26 protein-coding genes and 2 tRNA genes are annotated in these 14,796 nt (G+C 34.1%); 26 read left to right on the forward strand and 2 right to left on the reverse strand.

All coding sequences use genetic code 11. The features are described from left to right. On the reverse strand, window positions 1-594 hold the full coding sequence (yihA, locus tag ABLO99_RS01345) for a ribosome biogenesis GTP-binding protein YihA/YsxC (protein ID WP_349967915.1): 594 nt from the start codon (window positions 592-594) through the stop codon (window positions 1-3). Between the two features lie 106 nt (window positions 595-700). On the opposite strand from yihA, the gene prfA reads away from it, so the two are divergent. Further along, window positions 701-1,780: a peptide chain release factor 1 gene (prfA, locus tag ABLO99_RS01350; RefSeq protein ID WP_349967916.1), complete on the forward strand. Its 1,080-nt coding sequence runs from the start codon at window positions 701-703 to the stop codon at window positions 1,778-1,780. Window positions 1,781-1,869: 89 nt separating this feature from the next. Beyond that, window positions 1,870-2,157 carry a hypothetical protein gene (locus ABLO99_RS01355; RefSeq protein ID WP_238580360.1) on the forward strand — a complete coding sequence of 96 codons (288 nt, stop codon included), beginning with the start codon at window positions 1,870-1,872 and terminating at the stop codon, window positions 2,155-2,157. Between the two features lie 472 nt (window positions 2,158-2,629). Here the strand turns inward: ABLO99_RS01355 and ABLO99_RS01360 are convergent, their stop codons facing one another. Further along, window positions 2,630-3,106: a hypothetical protein gene (locus ABLO99_RS01360; protein WP_349967919.1), complete on the reverse strand. Its 477-nt coding sequence runs from the start codon at window positions 3,104-3,106 to the stop codon at window positions 2,630-2,632. 201 nt (window positions 3,107-3,307) lie between these two features. Here ABLO99_RS01360 and carA point away from each other — a divergent pair, with 201 nt between their 5' ends. The 24 genes from carA (at window position 3,308) to rplO (ending at window position 14,793) form a co-directional block, all read left to right on the forward strand. Then, window positions 3,308-4,402, forward strand: coding sequence for a glutamine-hydrolyzing carbamoyl-phosphate synthase small subunit (gene carA / locus ABLO99_RS01365; RefSeq protein ID WP_349967921.1), 1,095 nt, complete (start codon window positions 3,308-3,310; stop codon window positions 4,400-4,402). A gap of 106 nt (window positions 4,403-4,508) precedes the next feature. Further along, window positions 4,509-4,591, forward strand: a tRNA-Tyr gene (locus ABLO99_RS01370). A 4-nt stretch (window positions 4,592-4,595) separates the two neighbouring features. Beyond that, window positions 4,596-4,666: transfer RNA gene (locus ABLO99_RS01375), tRNA-Gly, on the forward strand. A gap of 78 nt (window positions 4,667-4,744) precedes the next feature. Beyond that, a complete protein-coding gene (tuf, locus tag ABLO99_RS01380) occupies window positions 4,745-5,917 on the forward strand; it encodes an elongation factor Tu (RefSeq protein ID WP_349967923.1) in 1,173 nt (390 codons plus the stop codon). A gap of 14 nt (window positions 5,918-5,931) precedes the next feature. Continuing rightward, a complete protein-coding gene (rpsJ, locus tag ABLO99_RS01385) occupies window positions 5,932-6,252 on the forward strand; it encodes a 30S ribosomal protein S10 (protein WP_047758936.1) in 321 nt (106 codons plus the stop codon). A 9-nt stretch (window positions 6,253-6,261) separates the two neighbouring features. Beyond that, window positions 6,262-6,984, forward strand: a complete 723-nt coding sequence (gene rplC / locus ABLO99_RS01390) for a 50S ribosomal protein L3 (RefSeq protein ID WP_349967925.1) — start codon at window positions 6,262-6,264, stop codon at window positions 6,982-6,984. Between the two features lie 2 nt (window positions 6,985-6,986). Next, window positions 6,987-7,601, forward strand: a complete 615-nt coding sequence (gene rplD / locus ABLO99_RS01395; protein ID WP_349967927.1) for a 50S ribosomal protein L4 — start codon at window positions 6,987-6,989, stop codon at window positions 7,599-7,601. Further along, window positions 7,598-7,885, forward strand: coding sequence for a 50S ribosomal protein L23 (locus tag ABLO99_RS01400; protein ID WP_047758933.1), 288 nt, complete (start codon window positions 7,598-7,600; stop codon window positions 7,883-7,885). The genes rplD and ABLO99_RS01400 overlap by 4 nt, the downstream gene beginning before the upstream one ends. 1 nt (window position 7,886) lies before the next feature. Next, complete coding sequence (rplB, locus tag ABLO99_RS01405; RefSeq protein ID WP_114517040.1) at window positions 7,887-8,711, forward strand: 50S ribosomal protein L2; 825 nt, start codon at window positions 7,887-7,889, stop codon at window positions 8,709-8,711. A 3-nt stretch (window positions 8,712-8,714) separates the two neighbouring features. Then, entirely contained in the window at window positions 8,715-8,999 is a 285-nt protein-coding gene (gene rpsS, locus ABLO99_RS01410) for a 30S ribosomal protein S19 (protein ID WP_047758932.1), read from the forward strand. 5 nt (window positions 9,000-9,004) lie between these two features. Then, window positions 9,005-9,355, forward strand: coding sequence for a 50S ribosomal protein L22 (gene rplV, locus ABLO99_RS01415; protein ID WP_047758931.1), 351 nt, complete (start codon window positions 9,005-9,007; stop codon window positions 9,353-9,355). 39 nt (window positions 9,356-9,394) lie between these two features. Continuing rightward, entirely contained in the window at window positions 9,395-10,015 is a 621-nt protein-coding gene (gene rpsC / locus ABLO99_RS01420) for a 30S ribosomal protein S3 (RefSeq protein WP_349967931.1), read from the forward strand. An 11-nt stretch (window positions 10,016-10,026) separates the two neighbouring features. Next, window positions 10,027-10,440: a 50S ribosomal protein L16 gene (gene rplP / locus ABLO99_RS01425; protein ID WP_047758929.1), complete on the forward strand. Its 414-nt coding sequence runs from the start codon at window positions 10,027-10,029 to the stop codon at window positions 10,438-10,440. Window positions 10,441-10,451: 11 nt separating this feature from the next. Continuing rightward, complete coding sequence (gene rpmC / locus ABLO99_RS01430) at window positions 10,452-10,655, forward strand: 50S ribosomal protein L29 (protein ID WP_349967933.1); 204 nt, start codon at window positions 10,452-10,454, stop codon at window positions 10,653-10,655. After that, window positions 10,648-10,878 carry a 30S ribosomal protein S17 gene (rpsQ, locus tag ABLO99_RS01435; RefSeq protein ID WP_349967934.1) on the forward strand — a complete coding sequence of 77 codons (231 nt, stop codon included), beginning with the start codon at window positions 10,648-10,650 and terminating at the stop codon, window positions 10,876-10,878. Before rpmC ends, rpsQ begins: the two co-directional genes overlap by 8 nt. Before the next feature lie 18 nt (window positions 10,879-10,896). Then, window positions 10,897-11,256: a 50S ribosomal protein L14 gene (rplN, locus tag ABLO99_RS01440; protein WP_047758926.1), complete on the forward strand. Its 360-nt coding sequence runs from the start codon at window positions 10,897-10,899 to the stop codon at window positions 11,254-11,256. Further along, window positions 11,256-11,573: a 50S ribosomal protein L24 gene (gene rplX / locus ABLO99_RS01445; RefSeq protein ID WP_047758925.1), complete on the forward strand. Its 318-nt coding sequence runs from the start codon at window positions 11,256-11,258 to the stop codon at window positions 11,571-11,573. Before rplN ends, rplX begins: the two co-directional genes overlap by 1 nt. Before the next feature lie 6 nt (window positions 11,574-11,579). Then, window positions 11,580-12,113: a 50S ribosomal protein L5 gene (gene rplE, locus ABLO99_RS01450; protein ID WP_047758924.1), complete on the forward strand. Its 534-nt coding sequence runs from the start codon at window positions 11,580-11,582 to the stop codon at window positions 12,111-12,113. Window positions 12,114-12,129: 16 nt separating this feature from the next. Next, on the forward strand, window positions 12,130-12,438 hold the full coding sequence (gene rpsN, locus ABLO99_RS01455) for a 30S ribosomal protein S14 (protein WP_047758923.1): 309 nt from the start codon (window positions 12,130-12,132) through the stop codon (window positions 12,436-12,438). 21 nt (window positions 12,439-12,459) lie between these two features. Further along, window positions 12,460-12,855 (forward strand): 30S ribosomal protein S8, encoded by a 396-nt coding sequence (gene rpsH / locus ABLO99_RS01460; protein WP_047758922.1) that lies wholly within the window; start codon window positions 12,460-12,462, stop codon window positions 12,853-12,855. A 16-nt stretch (window positions 12,856-12,871) separates the two neighbouring features. Beyond that, window positions 12,872-13,417, forward strand: coding sequence for a 50S ribosomal protein L6 (gene rplF, locus ABLO99_RS01465; RefSeq protein WP_349967939.1), 546 nt, complete (start codon window positions 12,872-12,874; stop codon window positions 13,415-13,417). Between the two features lie 5 nt (window positions 13,418-13,422). Then, the gene (locus tag ABLO99_RS01470; protein ID WP_349967940.1) at window positions 13,423-13,794 is read left to right on the forward strand and encodes a 50S ribosomal protein L18; all 372 of its coding nucleotides are present in this window, start codon (window positions 13,423-13,425) and stop codon (window positions 13,792-13,794) included. Window positions 13,795-13,806: 12 nt separating this feature from the next. Continuing rightward, entirely contained in the window at window positions 13,807-14,319 is a 513-nt protein-coding gene (gene rpsE / locus ABLO99_RS01475; RefSeq protein ID WP_047758919.1) for a 30S ribosomal protein S5, read from the forward strand. 3 nt (window positions 14,320-14,322) lie between these two features. After that, window positions 14,323-14,793, forward strand: a complete 471-nt coding sequence (gene rplO / locus ABLO99_RS01480) for a 50S ribosomal protein L15 (RefSeq protein WP_349967943.1) — start codon at window positions 14,323-14,325, stop codon at window positions 14,791-14,793. Window positions 14,794-14,796 lie beyond the last annotated feature (3 nt).

Here is a 14,796-nt window from a genome sequence, read left to right on the forward strand (position 1 = left end):
TTATCTTGTAAACTTGAAAAACTCATCTCTTACCTTGGTTATTTTATGCTTAACACAGATGCTTATTTGATGAATTGACACATGCTCATTATTAATCCACTTTTGAGTGCTTTCTAGAGTAGCATCTAGGCTTTCCTGACTCACTTTATCTATTTTTGTTAACACAATGTTAAAGTTAATGTTATTACATATTAACCAATAAACAAAGTCTTTGTCTATTTCTTTTAATCCTACCTTGCTATCTATAAGCACAAACACTCTTCTTAGATTTCTCCTTTGAATTAGATAATACTCAATTAGATTTAAGTATCGTATTGCTTCTTCCCTGCTTGCACGAGAATAGCCATATCCCGGTAGGTCGACAATCCTGAACTTATCATTGTACATAGAGTAAAAATTTATTTGTCTAGTGCATCCAGGCTTAGAGGAAACTCTTGCAGCTTTTTTGCTATTTATCAGTAAGTTGATCAAACTCGATTTTCCTACATTTGATCTACCAGCAAACGCAATCTCTGGAGCTGATTCATCTGGTAATGATTTTTTGTCTGAAGCTCCAAATATGAAGCTGCAGCTTGATGTTATCTGTCTTGCCATTATGTTCAGGTAGAAATATCCTAGGTAATTATAGTGTTATTGCTTGATATAAGAAATTTTTTATTTCAGTATATATTACTTACTTAAACAGTTGAAACTGTGTTATATGGATATAGAGAATAATTTACAAGACTTAAAAAAAAAATTTAATGAGATAGAGAGGAGTTTGGAAAGTCCTACCAATTTGAGTCAAAAAGAATTCATTAGTCTTTCAAAGGAATACTCTGAACTCAGACCAATCATCAAGATAATCGATGAATATAATACACTGAAAGAGGAAATTTCAGATTTAGAAGAAATAATGAAAGATGAAAATAGCGAAAATGATATAAAAGAGTTAGCAAAAGAAGAACTTTTTGAGAAGCAAAAGATACTATTACCAAAAGTAAAAGCCAAGCTAAAGTTAGCGCTATTGCCAAAAGATGAAGATGACTCAAGAAACGCAATATTAGAAATCAGAGCAGGTACAGGAGGAGAAGAAGCAGCGCTATTTGCAGCAATATTGTTTCGTATGTACCAAAAATATGCAGAAAGAAGAAATTGGAAATTCGAGCCAATAAGTATTTCTAACACAGGTATAGGTGGTTATAAGGAAGCTTCTGCACTTATTAACGGAACAGAAGTTTTTGCAAGGCTAAAATTTGAGTCAGGAGTACACAGAGTACAGCGAGTACCAGAAACTGAATCCTCAGGAAGGCTACATACCTCAGCAGCCACCGTTGCAATACTACCTGAAGTTGAAGAGGTTGACTTTAAAATAGAAGAGAAAGATTTACGAATAGATGTTTACAGATCTAGTGGCCCTGGAGGGCAATCAGTGAATACTACTGATAGTGCAGTAAGGGTAACCCACTTGCCAACAGGAATAGTTGTAATACAGCAAGACGAAAAATCGCAGCACAAAAATAAAGCTAAAGCACTGAAAGTCTTGAGAGCAAGGCTATATGAAATTGAAAGACAAAAAAAAGAAATGGAAAGGTCAACAATGAGAAAAAGTCAAATTGGCTCTGGAGATCGCTCTGAACGTATAAGAACTTATAACTTTCCACAATCAAGAATTACAGATCATAGAATTAATCTAACTTCACATCGATTAGAGCAGATTATAAAAGAAGGTGAACTAGATGAATTTATTGAGGCATTGATTTCACGTAATGAAGCAGAAAGGTTGGCCGGAGGGGGTTAGCATTAAAGAATATTAATCTTCCAAATATTACTGAGTGTAAATTAACTTCTAGCATTATTGGTGAAGAAGGTTCAATAGCAATCACTAAATTGTTAAAGAATGGTAACTTTCCAAATCTTGTTAAACTTGATTTAATTTCTAATGATATTGATATTGAAAGTGGAGTAATATTAATGAATGCGCTAAAGGATGGTAGTTTTTCAAATATCAAAGAATTTAATTTACTTTATGACGATATCTGTAACGAAGGTATAGCAGCATTACGTGAATCATGGAACAACAATATGCTTCCAAATCTTATTAAGTTTAGTTTTTCCTTGAGTATTACTAATGATAATGAAGGCATAGAAACGTCAAGCGAATATCTATTCGGCTAACAGTGTTATATAGAAAAAAATAAGTTATATTTATTTGTTGCTACTTATAGAACGCTCAAATTCAACTATAGACCTGCTAAAAGGTGTAGCTGCTATTGACGTTATTGCGAAAATCCATTAGTTGATAATTTTGATCATGCTAGTCTATGTGAACAAAAAATAAGATAAGAAAGGAGAGGAAAAAAGGATTAGTCTCTAGGCAGTGTAGACATTCAAGATAATAGAATTATAATAGTACTTTTGCGGAAAGTAAAAGATGCTATATGACTTGAAGGACGAGCAGTGGGAGAGGATAAAAGATAGCTTACCAGGAAAGGAGGGAGATAGCAGCTGTCAAAATCTGTCAAGTAATTTTTATTGCAATTGTACAGCGCAAACTTAAACGCTGTAAGATGGGCCGTTTTTTATTGGGTTTTCCTAATGAAAACAATGTCCGTGTTTTTTTTTAAATTTAATTATTACTTCTAAAAGGTCACACTCCGCAGCTTTGTGATGGAATAAGTTTTTCAATGCTGTCCACACAAAACTCAGTTGTGTTGTTAGCTATTTCATCGAATTTATCATTTATAGTCTTACCTGTTTCTTCATCTTTAATATATTCGTATAGAGCTAAAGCGGTTATAGCTGCACATGTTGCAATTAAGCCAGTTTGTGCTATAATGAATAGTGATAATCCTCCTACAAGTATAGATGTTAATCCAATAGCTAGGTTTATAATTTTACTTTGTGTTGTTTGTTGTGCTGCCTGATTTTGACCTACTTCCTTCTCTTCAAGAACGTTTGATATTGTTTTTGAGGCAATTTTTACCGCGATTGTTGCAATTGCGATCATAGCTAATCCTATGGCTATTTTTGCTAAGAGAAAAAATGATGGGAACACCATCGCAAAGAATAGTAAGCCAGCTCCTACAATTAGTAACTTATTTTTAGGTTGGATTTCATTTGACATAATAAACCTCCATTTCATAACTGCCGGAGTATATCTAATATAAAATACGGAGATAGTCAACATATTTTATGAAAGGGCACGTTAAAAGTTTTTTTCATGTTGTTCTTCGCTGCCTCGTGGTTAAATTTGGAATTTTAGAAAGAGTTACGTATTATTTGAAATTCTTGTATACTGTTTTGAATCAGTTAAATAGATAATGAAGTGCAGGACGCAGTTTTAATTCTACAAGATGGTAAATGCTTTTGGGGAAAATCAGTAGGTAAAAAAGGCAAGTGCATAGGTGAGGTCTGTTTTACCACTGGTATGACCGGTTATCAGCATACTATAACTGATCCTTCTTTTGCTGATCAAATAATAGCGTTCACTTTTCCTCATATTGGTAACGTTGGAATAAACCATAAGGATAATGAAGGAAAGAAAATTTTTACAAGTGGTGTGGTTATGCGTGAACTTTCTTCTATGTCCCACCCTTCTTCATATATCAGTTTAAATGATTGGTTAGAGAAAAATAACGTAATTGGGATATCAGGAGTTGATACTAGAGCTTTAACGAGACATTTGAGAGAACATGGATCTCAAAATGGAATGATATGTCCGTCAAGTGAGGTACATATATTAAATGAATTAAAGGAATACAAATCTGTAGATGGAATAGAAATAACCAATAAAGTCAGCTTGCATAGTAAATTTAAAAAAAGTGACCTTAATGCAAAATATAGGGTTGTAATTGTTGATTTTGGCGTAAAAATTAGTATAGTTTCGCGCTTAATAGAACTTGGTTGTACAGTTGAATTAATTAGACCAGGTACAGGTTTTGCTCAAAAAGTATTAAACATGGATCCAGATGGTATAGTGCTTTCAAATGGTCCTGGTGATCCGCAAGAGATAGGAGGGAGTGTAATTTCAGAAATAGACATTATTATAAAGTCTAAAATACCAATTTTTGGTATATGCCTGGGCCATCAATTATTGTCGATTACTTTGGGGACAAAGACCGTCAAGATGGATGTTGGTCACCGAGGGAGTAACCATCCAGTTTGTGATCTAGAGAGTGAAAAAATTGAGATAACTAGCCAAAATCATGGTTTTGTTGTTGATTCAGCTTCTCTTCCAAGTAATGTTGAGATTACTCACATTTCTCTATTTGATAATACTGTAGAGGGAATAATGATTAAGGATTACCCAGTCTTTTCTGTGCAATATCATCCAGAAGAAGCTCCAGGTACGCATGATTCGCACTATTTGTTTAGACGTTTTATTGATAATATTGTGTTGTATAAAATGAAATCTGCGTGATTTTAATCAGAGTAGGTTTTATTGCTTGATTTTTTAATTTTAGGCGTTTAGTATTAAATACAATAAAAGCTTGAGTTAAGGTAGTGTTCTCTTAACAAATTTTTGTGGAGGGGTGACCGAGTGGTTAAAGGTAACAGACTGTAAATCTGTCCGCGTGAGCGTACGTAGGTTCGAATCCTACCTCCTCCATTGTGCGGGTATAGCTCAATGGTAGAGCTCTAGCCTTCCAAGCTAGTGACGTGGGTTCGATTCCCACTATCCGCTCTTTTTTTTGTTGTATTTATATAAAATCAACATATTATTTATTGATGTATTTGTATTTTAGATAGAAGAGTTAAAATTATGACAGCAGTAGTAGAAGCATTTGACAAGCCGCATGTAAATGTGGGAACGATAGGACATGTGGATCATGGAAAGACAACGTTAACAGCGGCAATAACAAAACATTACGGGAACTTTATAGCATATGATCAAATAGATAAAGCGCCAGAAGAAAGAAAGAGGGGAATAACAATAGCAACAGCGCATGTTGAATATCAGACGGAAAAAAGGCATTATGCACACGTTGATTGTCCTGGGCACGCTGATTATGTAAAGAATATGATAGTAGGTGCAGCACAGATGGATGCAGCAATATTGGTGGTGTCGGGGGTTGATGGGCCAATGCCACAAACGAGAGAGCATATATTGCTGGCAAAGCAGGTGGGTGTTGGATATATTGTGGTATACATAAATAAAGCTGATGTTGCTGATGCTGATATGATAGATTTAGTGGAAATGGAAGTGAGAGAGTTGCTGAGCAAGTACGGATTTCCGGGGGATGAAGTACCTGTGATAGTTGGTTCAGCACTCAAGGCGCTGGAGGATGATAGCAGTGAATATGGAAAGAAATCAATAGACAAATTGATGGGAAAATTAGATGAATATGTGGAGATTCCACCAAGGCCTGTAGATTTACCATTTTTATTGCCAATCGAAGATGTATTTTCGATATCGGGGCGTGGGACGGTAGTAACGGGAAGGATAGAAAAGGGAGAGATAAAAACAGGTGATGAGATAGAGATAATAGGTCTAAAAGCGACGCAAAAGACGATATGTACTGGTGTAGAAATGTTTAAGAAGTTGCTGAATAAGGGGAGTGCGGGGCTGAATGTAGGGATATTACTAAGGGGGACAAAGAGAGAGGAGGTGGAAAGAGGGCAAGTATTAGCAAAATCGGGGACAATAACGCCGCATAAGAAATTTAATGCGGAGGTATATATATTGAAGAAAGAAGAAGGAGGAAGGCATACACCATTTTTTGCGAATTACCAGCCACAGTTTTATTTAAGGACAACGGATGTAACTGGGAGCATAAAATTGCTAGATGGGAAGGAGATGGTAATGCCAGGAGATAATGTGAGTGTAGAAGTAGAATTGCAAGCACCAATAGCAATGGATAAGGGGTTGCGTTTTGCGATAAGAGAGGGTGGTAGAACTGTTGGTTCTGGTGTGGTTTCGGAAATTTTGGAGTAAGTGTAATAATTGAGATGAAGCAAGATATATACATTAAGATTAAGGCTTTCGATTGTTCTTTATTAGAGGAGTGTGTTCGAAAATTTGTTGATGAATTAAAGCGGTCTAGTGCAAAATTATCTGGTCCGATTGCGTTGCCAAGAAAAGATTCTAAATTTATTGTTAATAGATCTCCTCACGTTGATAAAAAATCTCGTGAACAATTTGAAATGAGAATTTCCAAGCGTTTAATTGTCTTGCATGATCTTACTCCTACTATGATGCAGATGCTTACAGGTTTATCTTTTTCTGCTGGCGTGGAAGTGGATCTAAAAGTTAAGGAAGTTAAGGTTTAGGAGAAGGAAATGAAGAGAATAAATTCGCTGAGGAGAATTGGTTTATTAATGGCGAATATTGGTCATACTGCTATATACTCTGATAATAGTCGCATGGCTGTAACTTTATTGCATCTCAGCGAAACTTATATTATTGGTATAAAAAGACAAGATAAATGTGGCTACAATTCAGTCATTTTAGGTGCAGGAGATTTTAAAAATATAGCAAAACCTCAGTTGGAATATTTAAAGAAAAATGGTATAAATAATAAATGCAAGTTATACGAAAGTAGATTAAATGACCTATTGGGAATAGAATGTGGTAAAAAGGTGGGAATTAATCATTTTGTAGTTGGTCAATATCTTGATATTACGGGTTGTTCTGTAGGTAAAGGGTTTGCTGGTGTGATGAAACGGCATAATTTTAGTGGGCTTAGGGCATCTCATGGTGTTTCTATTGCTCATAGATCGCAAGGTTCTACTGGTCAATGTCAGGATCCTGGTAGAGTATTCAGAGGAAAGAAAATGGCTGGTCATTTAGGTAATAGCAGAGTAACTGCACAAAATATGAAGATATTATCTATTGATTATGAAAATAGTATAATTGCTGTAAAGGGTAACAATGTTCCTGGGTTTAAAAATTCTTATGTTTTTGTGAGAGATGCAGTTAAAAAATCTTTACATAAAGATGCTCCTTTTCCGGTGGGTTTGCTGTTAGATGCAAATGATGATACTAGTAATTTGGTGAGTTAGTTATGGAATGTAATTTAGTTAATCTATCTAATAATAATGTAGGTATTGCTCAGCTTAACCCTTTGATATTTTCTGCCAAGCAAAATTTGAGTATTTTGCATGATGTAGCGAGATGGCAATTAGCAAAGAGAAGAGTTGGTACTCATAAAACAAAAGGTATCAGTGATGTTTCTGGCACAACAGCTAAACCTTATGGTCAAAAACGTACTGGTAGAGCAAGACAAGGGAGTTTGCGATCTCCTCAATTTAGAGGTGGTGGGGTTATTTTCGGCCCTGTTGTGAGGGGTCATGCTTATTCTCTTAATAGAAAGGTACGCAAATTTGGTTTAAAAATTGCTTTATCTCTAAAATATTTAAATAATCAAGTGATTATTCTGGATAATTTAAATGTTGATGTGAAGAAAACATCTGAAATGTGTGAATATATTAAAAATTTTAAATTTTCTTCCTTTTTGATAGTTGGGAATTATGGAGATAATTTGTTGCGTGCTGTTAGAAATTTGCATTATGTGGACTTAATCAAACCTATTGGGTTAAATGTCTTTGATATATTGAATCATGAATGTGTGATGTTAACAAAAGATACTTTAAAGCATCTTGAAGGTAGATTATTATGATCAAATATAATAATATAATAAAATCTCCTATAATTACAGAAAAGGCCTCTTTTTTGAGGGAGAAGTTTAATAAATATTCTTTGTATGTTTTTGTGAATGTAAATAAGTGTCAAATAAAGTCGGCAATAGAGTCTCTATTTAATGTTAAGGTTTCTTCTATAAATGTTATTAAAGTAAAACCGAAATATAGGCGTTTCAGGGGTGTGATTGGTTGTGAAAAACAGAAAAAAAAGGTTTATTTTTCTTTGATAGATGGTCAGAAATTAGATATAATGAGTGTTTAATATAGGTATGAAATTTTTTAATCCTGTTACTCCGTCTTCTCGTGGGACTGTATTAATAAGTAAAGCTGGTTTATCAAAAGATAAGCCAGAAAAGTCTCTTGTATCTGGTAAGAAATCCAGTGGTGGAAGGAATAATCAAGGTAGAATTACAACTCGTCACAGGGGTGGTGGTCACAAGAAGAAGTATAGGATGATAGATTTTAAACGTAATAGAAGTGGTCGGGGTGTAGTTGAAAAAATAGAGTATGACCCAAATAGAAGTGGGTTTTTAGCATTGATATCATATGAAGAAGATGATACTAAGTCTTATATATTAGCTCCTCAAGGTATGAAGCTTGGTGATATTGTTACAGTTGGAAATGATGCTGATATTCTACCAGGTAATTGTTTGTTATTGAAATATATACCTGTTGGTTCCTTTGTTCATAATATTGAGCTAAAACCAGGTAATGGTGCTGCGATTGCTAGAGCTGCCGGTTGTTATGCGCAAATTGTTGGGCGTGATGGTCAGTATACTTTATTGCGACTTAGGTCTGATCAAGTTAGGCTGGTTTTATCTTCTTGTAAAGCTACTATTGGTGTAGTTTCTAACTCTGATCATAAGAATAGAAAGCTAGGTAAAGCTGGGAGAAGTAGGTGGCTTGGAATTAGACCTACTGTGCGTGGGGTTGCGATGAATCCGGTTGATCATCCTCATGGGGGTGGAGAAGGAAAAACTTCTGGTGGTCGTCATCCTGTTACTCCTTGGGGTGTTTCAACTAATGGTAGGAAAACTAGAAAGAAAAACAAACCTAGTAATAAATATATAAAGCAATTAAAAGGGTAATTTATGAGTAGATCTGTGTGGAAGCCGCCTTTTTGTCATCCTTCTGTAATAAGAGCAGTAAAAGCTGCTTTAAAGAAAGGGCTTGTTAATATGGTCATAAAAATTCGCTCTAGAGCTTCTGTAATCCCTCCTAGTTGTTTGGGTTTAAAGTTTGCTGTTTATAATGGTAAGGATTACATTCCTGTTAATGTTAATGATCAGAATATGATAGGTCATAAATTTGGTGAATTTTCACCCACTCGTAAATTTACTGGGCATAGTGGTGATAAGAAGGCAACAAGAAGGTGATTGATATGAAAAACAGAGATGTAATAGTTAAGGCTGGTTCTAGGGTTTTAAAATCAACTCCTCGTAAATTGAATTTGGCTGCTGATTTAGTACGTAATAAAAAAGTTTCTTTTGCTAATATACAATTAAGATTTTGCGAAAAAAAAGCTGCTGATTTTATAATGAAGGTATTGAATTCTGCAATTGCTAATGCTCAAAATAACTATGGATTGGACATTGATAATTTATATATAAAAGAAATTTTAATAGGTAAGTCTCTTACTTTGCGTAGAGTATATCCAAAAGCTATGGGTAGGGCTAATAGAGTTAGTAAACGTTATAGTAATATAACTGTAAAATTGGGGGTAATTATATGATTCATAAAAATGGAAAATTAATAAGGAAAGTGTAAAAATATGGGACAAAAGGTTAATCCTATAGGGTTTAGGTTGCAAGTAAATACTAATACCTGGAATTCAATTTGGTATGCTGAAAAGGGTTATAAACAGGGATTACATCAAGATCTATTTATTCGCAGTTATATAAATAAATCTTTTAAGCATGCTGGTGTTTCTAAGGTAGTTATAGAGCGTACGGTCAATTTAGTGTCTGTAATAATACATTCTTCTAGGCCTGGAGTGATAATAGGTAAGAAAGGGTCAGATATTAAGAAGATAAAGCAAAAAATAGCTGAAAAAGTAAAAAGTAATGTTGAAGTGAATGTAGTAGGAGTTAAAAGATCTGAAGTAGATGCAGCTTTAATAGCAAACAGCATTGCACAACAGTTAGAAAAAAGGGGTTCATTTAGAAGAGCGATGAAAAAAGCTATTCTAAGTTGTTTGAGGATGGGTGCTAAAGGTATTAAGGTGAGTTGTTCTGGGCGTCTTAACTGTGCTGAGATAGCTCGTACTGAATGGTATAAAGAAGGTCGTTTGCCTTTGCACACTTTACGTGCTAATATAGATTATGCTTTTTGTGAAGCGAAAACTATATGTGGTATTATAGGAGTTAAAGTTTGGGTTTATATTGGTAGTTAAGGTATATTGAAATGTTTGTTCCCAAAAAGAGTAAATATAAAAAGGTGTTTAAAGGGCGAATCAAGGGTAATGCGAAGGGTGGTAGTACATTATCTTTTGGAGATTATGGCTTAAAAGCTGTGGAAGTAGGTAAGGTTCAGTCTAAGCATATTGAAACTGCAAGACGTGTAATATCTAAAATGTTAAAACGCTCTGGTAAAGTGTGGATAAGAATTTTTCCTGATACCCCGGTTAGTAAAAAGCCAGCAGATGTACGTATGGGCAAAGGGAAAGGTAGTGTTGAGTTTTGGATATTTAAGGCTAAGCCCGGTAGGGTTTTATTTGAAATTAGCAGTGATGTTCCAATGCATTTAGCAAAATTGGCGCTTGAAAAGGCGACTGCTAAGCTTCCTATGAAGTGTAAATTTGTATCTAATCATGATTGAATGGAGTTGTAATGGATATACTTGAAGTTGAATCAAAATCTTCACAAGAGTTACATGAAATTCTTGTGAATTTGAGAAAAGAATTTGCTAATTTGGTTTTTCAAAAGAAGTTGGGGCAATGTAACAATGTTTCACGTTTTAGCTTAATAAGAAAGAGCATAGCTCGTATTCTAACTGTATTAAATATAAGAAGGAGAGAGGAAAAAAATGCCTAAGAAGATTTTTTCTGGTACTGTAACTAAGGCTGAGTGTGATAAGACTGTAAAGGTTTCAGTATTGCAAGTGTATAAGGATAAGCTGTATAAGAAGATTATCAAAAAATATAAGAAGTATACAGCACATGACGAAAATAATAGTTGCAAAAAAGGGGGTAGGGTTTTAATACAGGAACATAAGCCTCTTTCTGCTACTAAAAGATGGGTTGTGATCAATAGCTAAGATGGAATAGGTGTTTATATGATTCAAAAAAATACATTATTAGAAGTAGCTGATAATTCTGGTGCGCGTGAAGTGCTTTGTATTGGCTTGTTAGGTGGTAGGAAATCTGCATCTGTAGGTGATGTGATTATTATATCTACTAAATCTATTAATCCAAAAGGTAAAGTTGAAAAAGGAAGGGTGTATAAAGCAGTTGTTGTTAGAGTGAAAAATAGTGTTAAGAAATCTGATGGCTCTGTAATTCGTTTTTCCAGCAATGCTGTGGTTTTAATTAATGATCAAGGTGAACCGCTTGGTACTCGGGTGTTTGGTCCAGTAAAAAAGTTATCATCTGGTTCTTTTATGAAGATAATGTCATTAGCTGTTGAGGTTTTATAATGAGTGCTAAAATAAAAAGTGGTGACGATGTTATAGTTTTAACTGGTAAGGATAAGAGAAAAATTGGTAAGGTAATCAAAGTTATAACACGTGATGCTAAAAAGAAAGTAATTGTTTCTGGCGTAAATGTGCATAAAAGACATACTAAACCAAAAGCTGGTAGTAGTGGTGGTGTATTAAATAAAGAGTTAGCTGTTGATATATCCAACGTTGCAACATTGGATCCTAAGTATAAAACTCCAACTAGAGTAGGGTTTAAGGTTATAGATGATAGAAAAGTTCGTTTTGCAAAAGTTTCTGGAGAAGTAATAGATTAGGTTGATATGTTTAAAGAGTTATATAAAAGTAGTATAGTAAAGTCTCTAAAGGATAAATTCAATTACGACAATATAATGCAAGTACCTAAACTTGTTAAAGTATGTATTAATATGGGTGTTGGAGATGCTGCTGCAGATAGTAAAGCGATAAATGAGCCATTTGATAATCTATATTTGATTGCTGGGCAAAAGCCTGTGTCAACTTTTGCAAAAAAATCTATTTCTGGTTTCAAGATTAGAAAAGGTGCTACAGTAGGTTGCAAAGTAACATTGCGTAGAAATAAAATGTATGAGTTCTTAGAAAGATTGATATATATTACTTTACCAAGGGAAAAAGATTTTAGAGGATTTAGTGTGAAGCAATTCGACGGTAATGGTAATTTTTCCTTTGGTATCAAGGAGCATATCTCATTTTTAGAAATAGACTATGATAAAATAAGTAAAATTAGAGGTATGGATATTAATGTTATAACAAGTGCGGTTAGTGATAGAGAAGCAAAGGAGTTATTACTGGCTTTTAGGTTTCCTTTTTTTGATTAATTGAGAGAAAAAATATATGGCAAAAAAATCTATGGTACAGAGGAATCTTCGTAGAATGAAGCTATGCGATCAGTATAAGGAGAGAAGGGAAGAGTTGAAATCTATAATGAATAATAAGAAGATATCTCTTGACGAGAGGTTTGCTGCTCAAAACAATCTGATTAAAAAATTGCCTAGAGATTCTTCTAAAACCAAAATTAGAAATAGGTGTGCTTTAACTGGGAGACCAAGAGGGGTATATAGAAAATTTGGTTTATGTAGAATTGTTTTGCGTGATTTATGTTCTTTTGGGCAAGTTCCAGGAGTTACAAAGTCTAGTTGGTGAATATAATATAAGGAGTATATTGTGGCGTTATCTGATAGTATTGGTGATTTTTTAACAAGGATACGTAATGCTCAATTAGCAGTGCATAGAACAACAATAGTGTTGTTTTCCAAACTAAATTCTTCTATATTGAAGATTTTAAAAGATGAAGGATATATCCTTGATTATCAAAAAGAAGTTATAGGTAATATACCTTCTTTCATTGTAAAGTTGAAGTACTATGAAAAGTCATCTGTAATTAGCGACATAATTAGGGTGTCAAAGCCTGGTTGTCGTTTTTATTCTAAGTATAAGGACATTTCTAAAGCATATAATGGTCTTGGTATTTTTATTATATCTACATCGAAAGGAGTGATGACTGATTATAACGCGCGTAAATTAAAGGTTGGTGGAGAAGTTTTGTGTCGTGTGTTTTGAATGATAGGAGAAATATATGTCTCGTATAGGTGCAGCACCTATTAATATTCCTGCTGATTTTTCAGTTGAATATAATGATGGTAGGATATTAATAAAAAATGCTAAGGCAGAAAAGGAGCTGAGCCTGTGTGGTAACATTCTGTGTCAGGTAGTTGATAATCAATTATTACTTTCTGTTGATCAAAATAGCGATGATTATGATCAAATAAAATCTATGTGGGGTACTTGTAGAAGTAATATTAATAATGTTATTAACGGTATGGTTAATGATTTTTCTGTTGATTTTGAAATTAATGGTGTTGGGTATAAAGCAGAGTGTGATGATAAGTATTTGACTTTGTATCTTGGTTATAGCCATAATGTTAAGTATAAAGTGCCTAAAGATGTTGAGATTAAGTGTATAAAGCCAACTCATTTAGTGATTCGTGGTATGGATAAGCAAAAAGTCTATATGGTGGCTTCTGATATATGCAAAATTAGAAAATATGATCCTTATAAAGGTAAGGGTATTAGAATAAAAGGCAAATTTATGCCGCGTAAGGTTGTAAGTAAAAAGAAGTAATTAAAATGAAAAGATTGTATAATTTTTTAAGTAATGCTAAGAAAAGGAAGTTACGTAATAGAAAGAAGCTCAATAATGGTGTTGAGCGTTTACGTATATCCATATTTAAGTCTAATAAACATTTTTACGTTCAGTTGATTAACGATGCAAAAGGAATCACCATCGCTTCTACTTCTACTTTGGATGCTAAAATTAGGGGCGTATGTAAAGGTAGGGTCAATCCTGAAACTATAAAGCAAGTTTCTTCTTTAATGATTGAGCGTCTGTCTGGTATGAAATTGGAGCAGCGGTTTGCGTTTGATCGTGGTGCATATAAATATACAGGATTAATTTCTCAATTTGCTGAAGCTTTAAGAAGCTCTGGATTTGAATTTTAGAAGGTTTTGAGTATGGCTATAAAGAATTTACAAAATAATAATGATTTATTAGAGCTTTTAGTTTCAGTGCGAAGAGTAACAACGGTTACCAAAGGTGGTAGAAGATTTTCATTTTCAATTTTGGTTGTTGTTGGTGATGAGAAGGGTAGGGTAGGATGTGGAATAGGTAAGCATGCAGAGGTTGCTGAAGCAAGAGTGAAAGCTGTAAATGCTGCAAAGAAGTCGATGATTAGAGTGTACTTACGTGAAGGTAGAACTTTACATCATGATATTAAAGCTAAATTTTGTTCTGGTGAGATAGTTTTAAGAGCTGCAAGGGCTGGAACAGGTATTATTGCTGGTGGAGCAATGAGGTTGGTTTTTGAGGTATTAGGTATAAAGGATGTGGTAGCTAAATCTACTAGATCAAATGATCCTCATAATATTATATGTGCAGTGTTTAAGGCTTTTGGTGTTATGTTATCTCCTCGCCAAGTGGCAGGCAAGAGGGGTAAAAAGATTAGTGAGATAGTTGAAAATAGGTAAAGTATGAATGATGCTGTAAAATTAAATTCTATATTTACCAAATTATCTAAGAAAAAAAAGCCTAAATTGTTAGGTAGAGGTATTGGTTGTGGTAAAGGTAAAACATCCGGTAGAGGACATAAGGGGCAGAAAGCTAGAAGTGGGGTTTCCATAAATGGTTTTGAAGGTGGGCAACAGTCTATATATACTCGTTTACCTAAAAGAGGTTTTAAGCCTATACGCAAAAATGTATACTCTATATTTAATGTTGGTGATGTACAGCGTTTAATAGAAGCTAAAAAAATAGTAAAGGACTCTATCATAGATAAGCAGTTGCTACATAAGTTAGGTTTTATCAGATCTGTTAAGAGCGAAATAAAACTTCTTAATAAAGGTAAATTGAGCGAAAAATTTGTGTTTCATGTTGATTTTGCATCGGAAGCTGCAAAAAGATCTGTAACTTCAGTTGGTGGTAGTGTGGAAATACTATCGTAAATC

It is taken from the genome of Wolbachia endosymbiont of Armadillidium arcangelii (assembly GCF_040207875.1).
Taxonomy (GTDB): Bacteria; Pseudomonadota; Alphaproteobacteria; order Rickettsiales; family Anaplasmataceae; genus Wolbachia.

Excerpts from the sequence above, each read along its gene's own strand:
- rpsE (WP_047758919.1), top strand. The coding sequence starts at position 13,807 with ATGGCTATAAAGAATTTACAAAATAATAATGATTTATTAGAGCTTTTA.
- rplP (WP_047758929.1), top strand. The coding sequence starts at position 10,027 with ATGTTTGTTCCCAAAAAGAGTAAATATAAAAAGGTGTTTAAAGGGCGA.
- ABLO99_RS01470 (WP_349967940.1), top strand. The coding sequence starts at position 13,423 with ATGAAAAGATTGTATAATTTTTTAAGTAATGCTAAGAAAAGGAAGTTA.
- rplX (WP_047758925.1), top strand. The coding sequence starts at position 11,256 with ATGAGTGCTAAAATAAAAAGTGGTGACGATGTTATAGTTTTAACTGGT.
- ABLO99_RS01360 (WP_349967919.1), bottom strand. The coding sequence starts at position 3,106 with ATGTCAAATGAAATCCAACCTAAAAATAAGTTACTAATTGTAGGAGCT.
- rplD (WP_349967927.1), top strand. The coding sequence starts at position 6,987 with ATGGAATGTAATTTAGTTAATCTATCTAATAATAATGTAGGTATTGCT.
- rpsN (WP_047758923.1), top strand. The coding sequence starts at position 12,130 with ATGGCAAAAAAATCTATGGTACAGAGGAATCTTCGTAGAATGAAGCTA.
- rplV (WP_047758931.1), top strand. The coding sequence starts at position 9,005 with ATGAAAAACAGAGATGTAATAGTTAAGGCTGGTTCTAGGGTTTTAAAA.
- yihA (WP_349967915.1), bottom strand. The coding sequence starts at position 594 with ATGGCAAGACAGATAACATCAAGCTGCAGCTTCATATTTGGAGCTTCA.
- rplO (WP_349967943.1), top strand. The coding sequence starts at position 14,323 with ATGAATGATGCTGTAAAATTAAATTCTATATTTACCAAATTATCTAAG.
- rpsC (WP_349967931.1), top strand. The coding sequence starts at position 9,395 with ATGGGACAAAAGGTTAATCCTATAGGGTTTAGGTTGCAAGTAAATACT.
- ABLO99_RS01400 (WP_047758933.1), top strand. The coding sequence starts at position 7,598 with ATGATCAAATATAATAATATAATAAAATCTCCTATAATTACAGAAAAG.
- rpsJ (WP_047758936.1), top strand. The coding sequence starts at position 5,932 with ATGAAGCAAGATATATACATTAAGATTAAGGCTTTCGATTGTTCTTTA.
- rplC (WP_349967925.1), top strand. The coding sequence starts at position 6,262 with ATGAAGAGAATAAATTCGCTGAGGAGAATTGGTTTATTAATGGCGAAT.
- rpsS (WP_047758932.1), top strand. The coding sequence starts at position 8,715 with ATGAGTAGATCTGTGTGGAAGCCGCCTTTTTGTCATCCTTCTGTAATA.
- rplN (WP_047758926.1), top strand. The coding sequence starts at position 10,897 with ATGATTCAAAAAAATACATTATTAGAAGTAGCTGATAATTCTGGTGCG.
- tuf (WP_349967923.1), top strand. The coding sequence starts at position 4,745 with ATGACAGCAGTAGTAGAAGCATTTGACAAGCCGCATGTAAATGTGGGA.
- rplE (WP_047758924.1), top strand. The coding sequence starts at position 11,580 with ATGTTTAAAGAGTTATATAAAAGTAGTATAGTAAAGTCTCTAAAGGAT.
- rpmC (WP_349967933.1), top strand. The coding sequence starts at position 10,452 with ATGGATATACTTGAAGTTGAATCAAAATCTTCACAAGAGTTACATGAA.
- rplF (WP_349967939.1), top strand. The coding sequence starts at position 12,872 with ATGTCTCGTATAGGTGCAGCACCTATTAATATTCCTGCTGATTTTTCA.
- rpsQ (WP_349967934.1), top strand. The coding sequence starts at position 10,648 with ATGCCTAAGAAGATTTTTTCTGGTACTGTAACTAAGGCTGAGTGTGAT.
- prfA (WP_349967916.1), top strand. The coding sequence starts at position 701 with ATGGATATAGAGAATAATTTACAAGACTTAAAAAAAAAATTTAATGAG.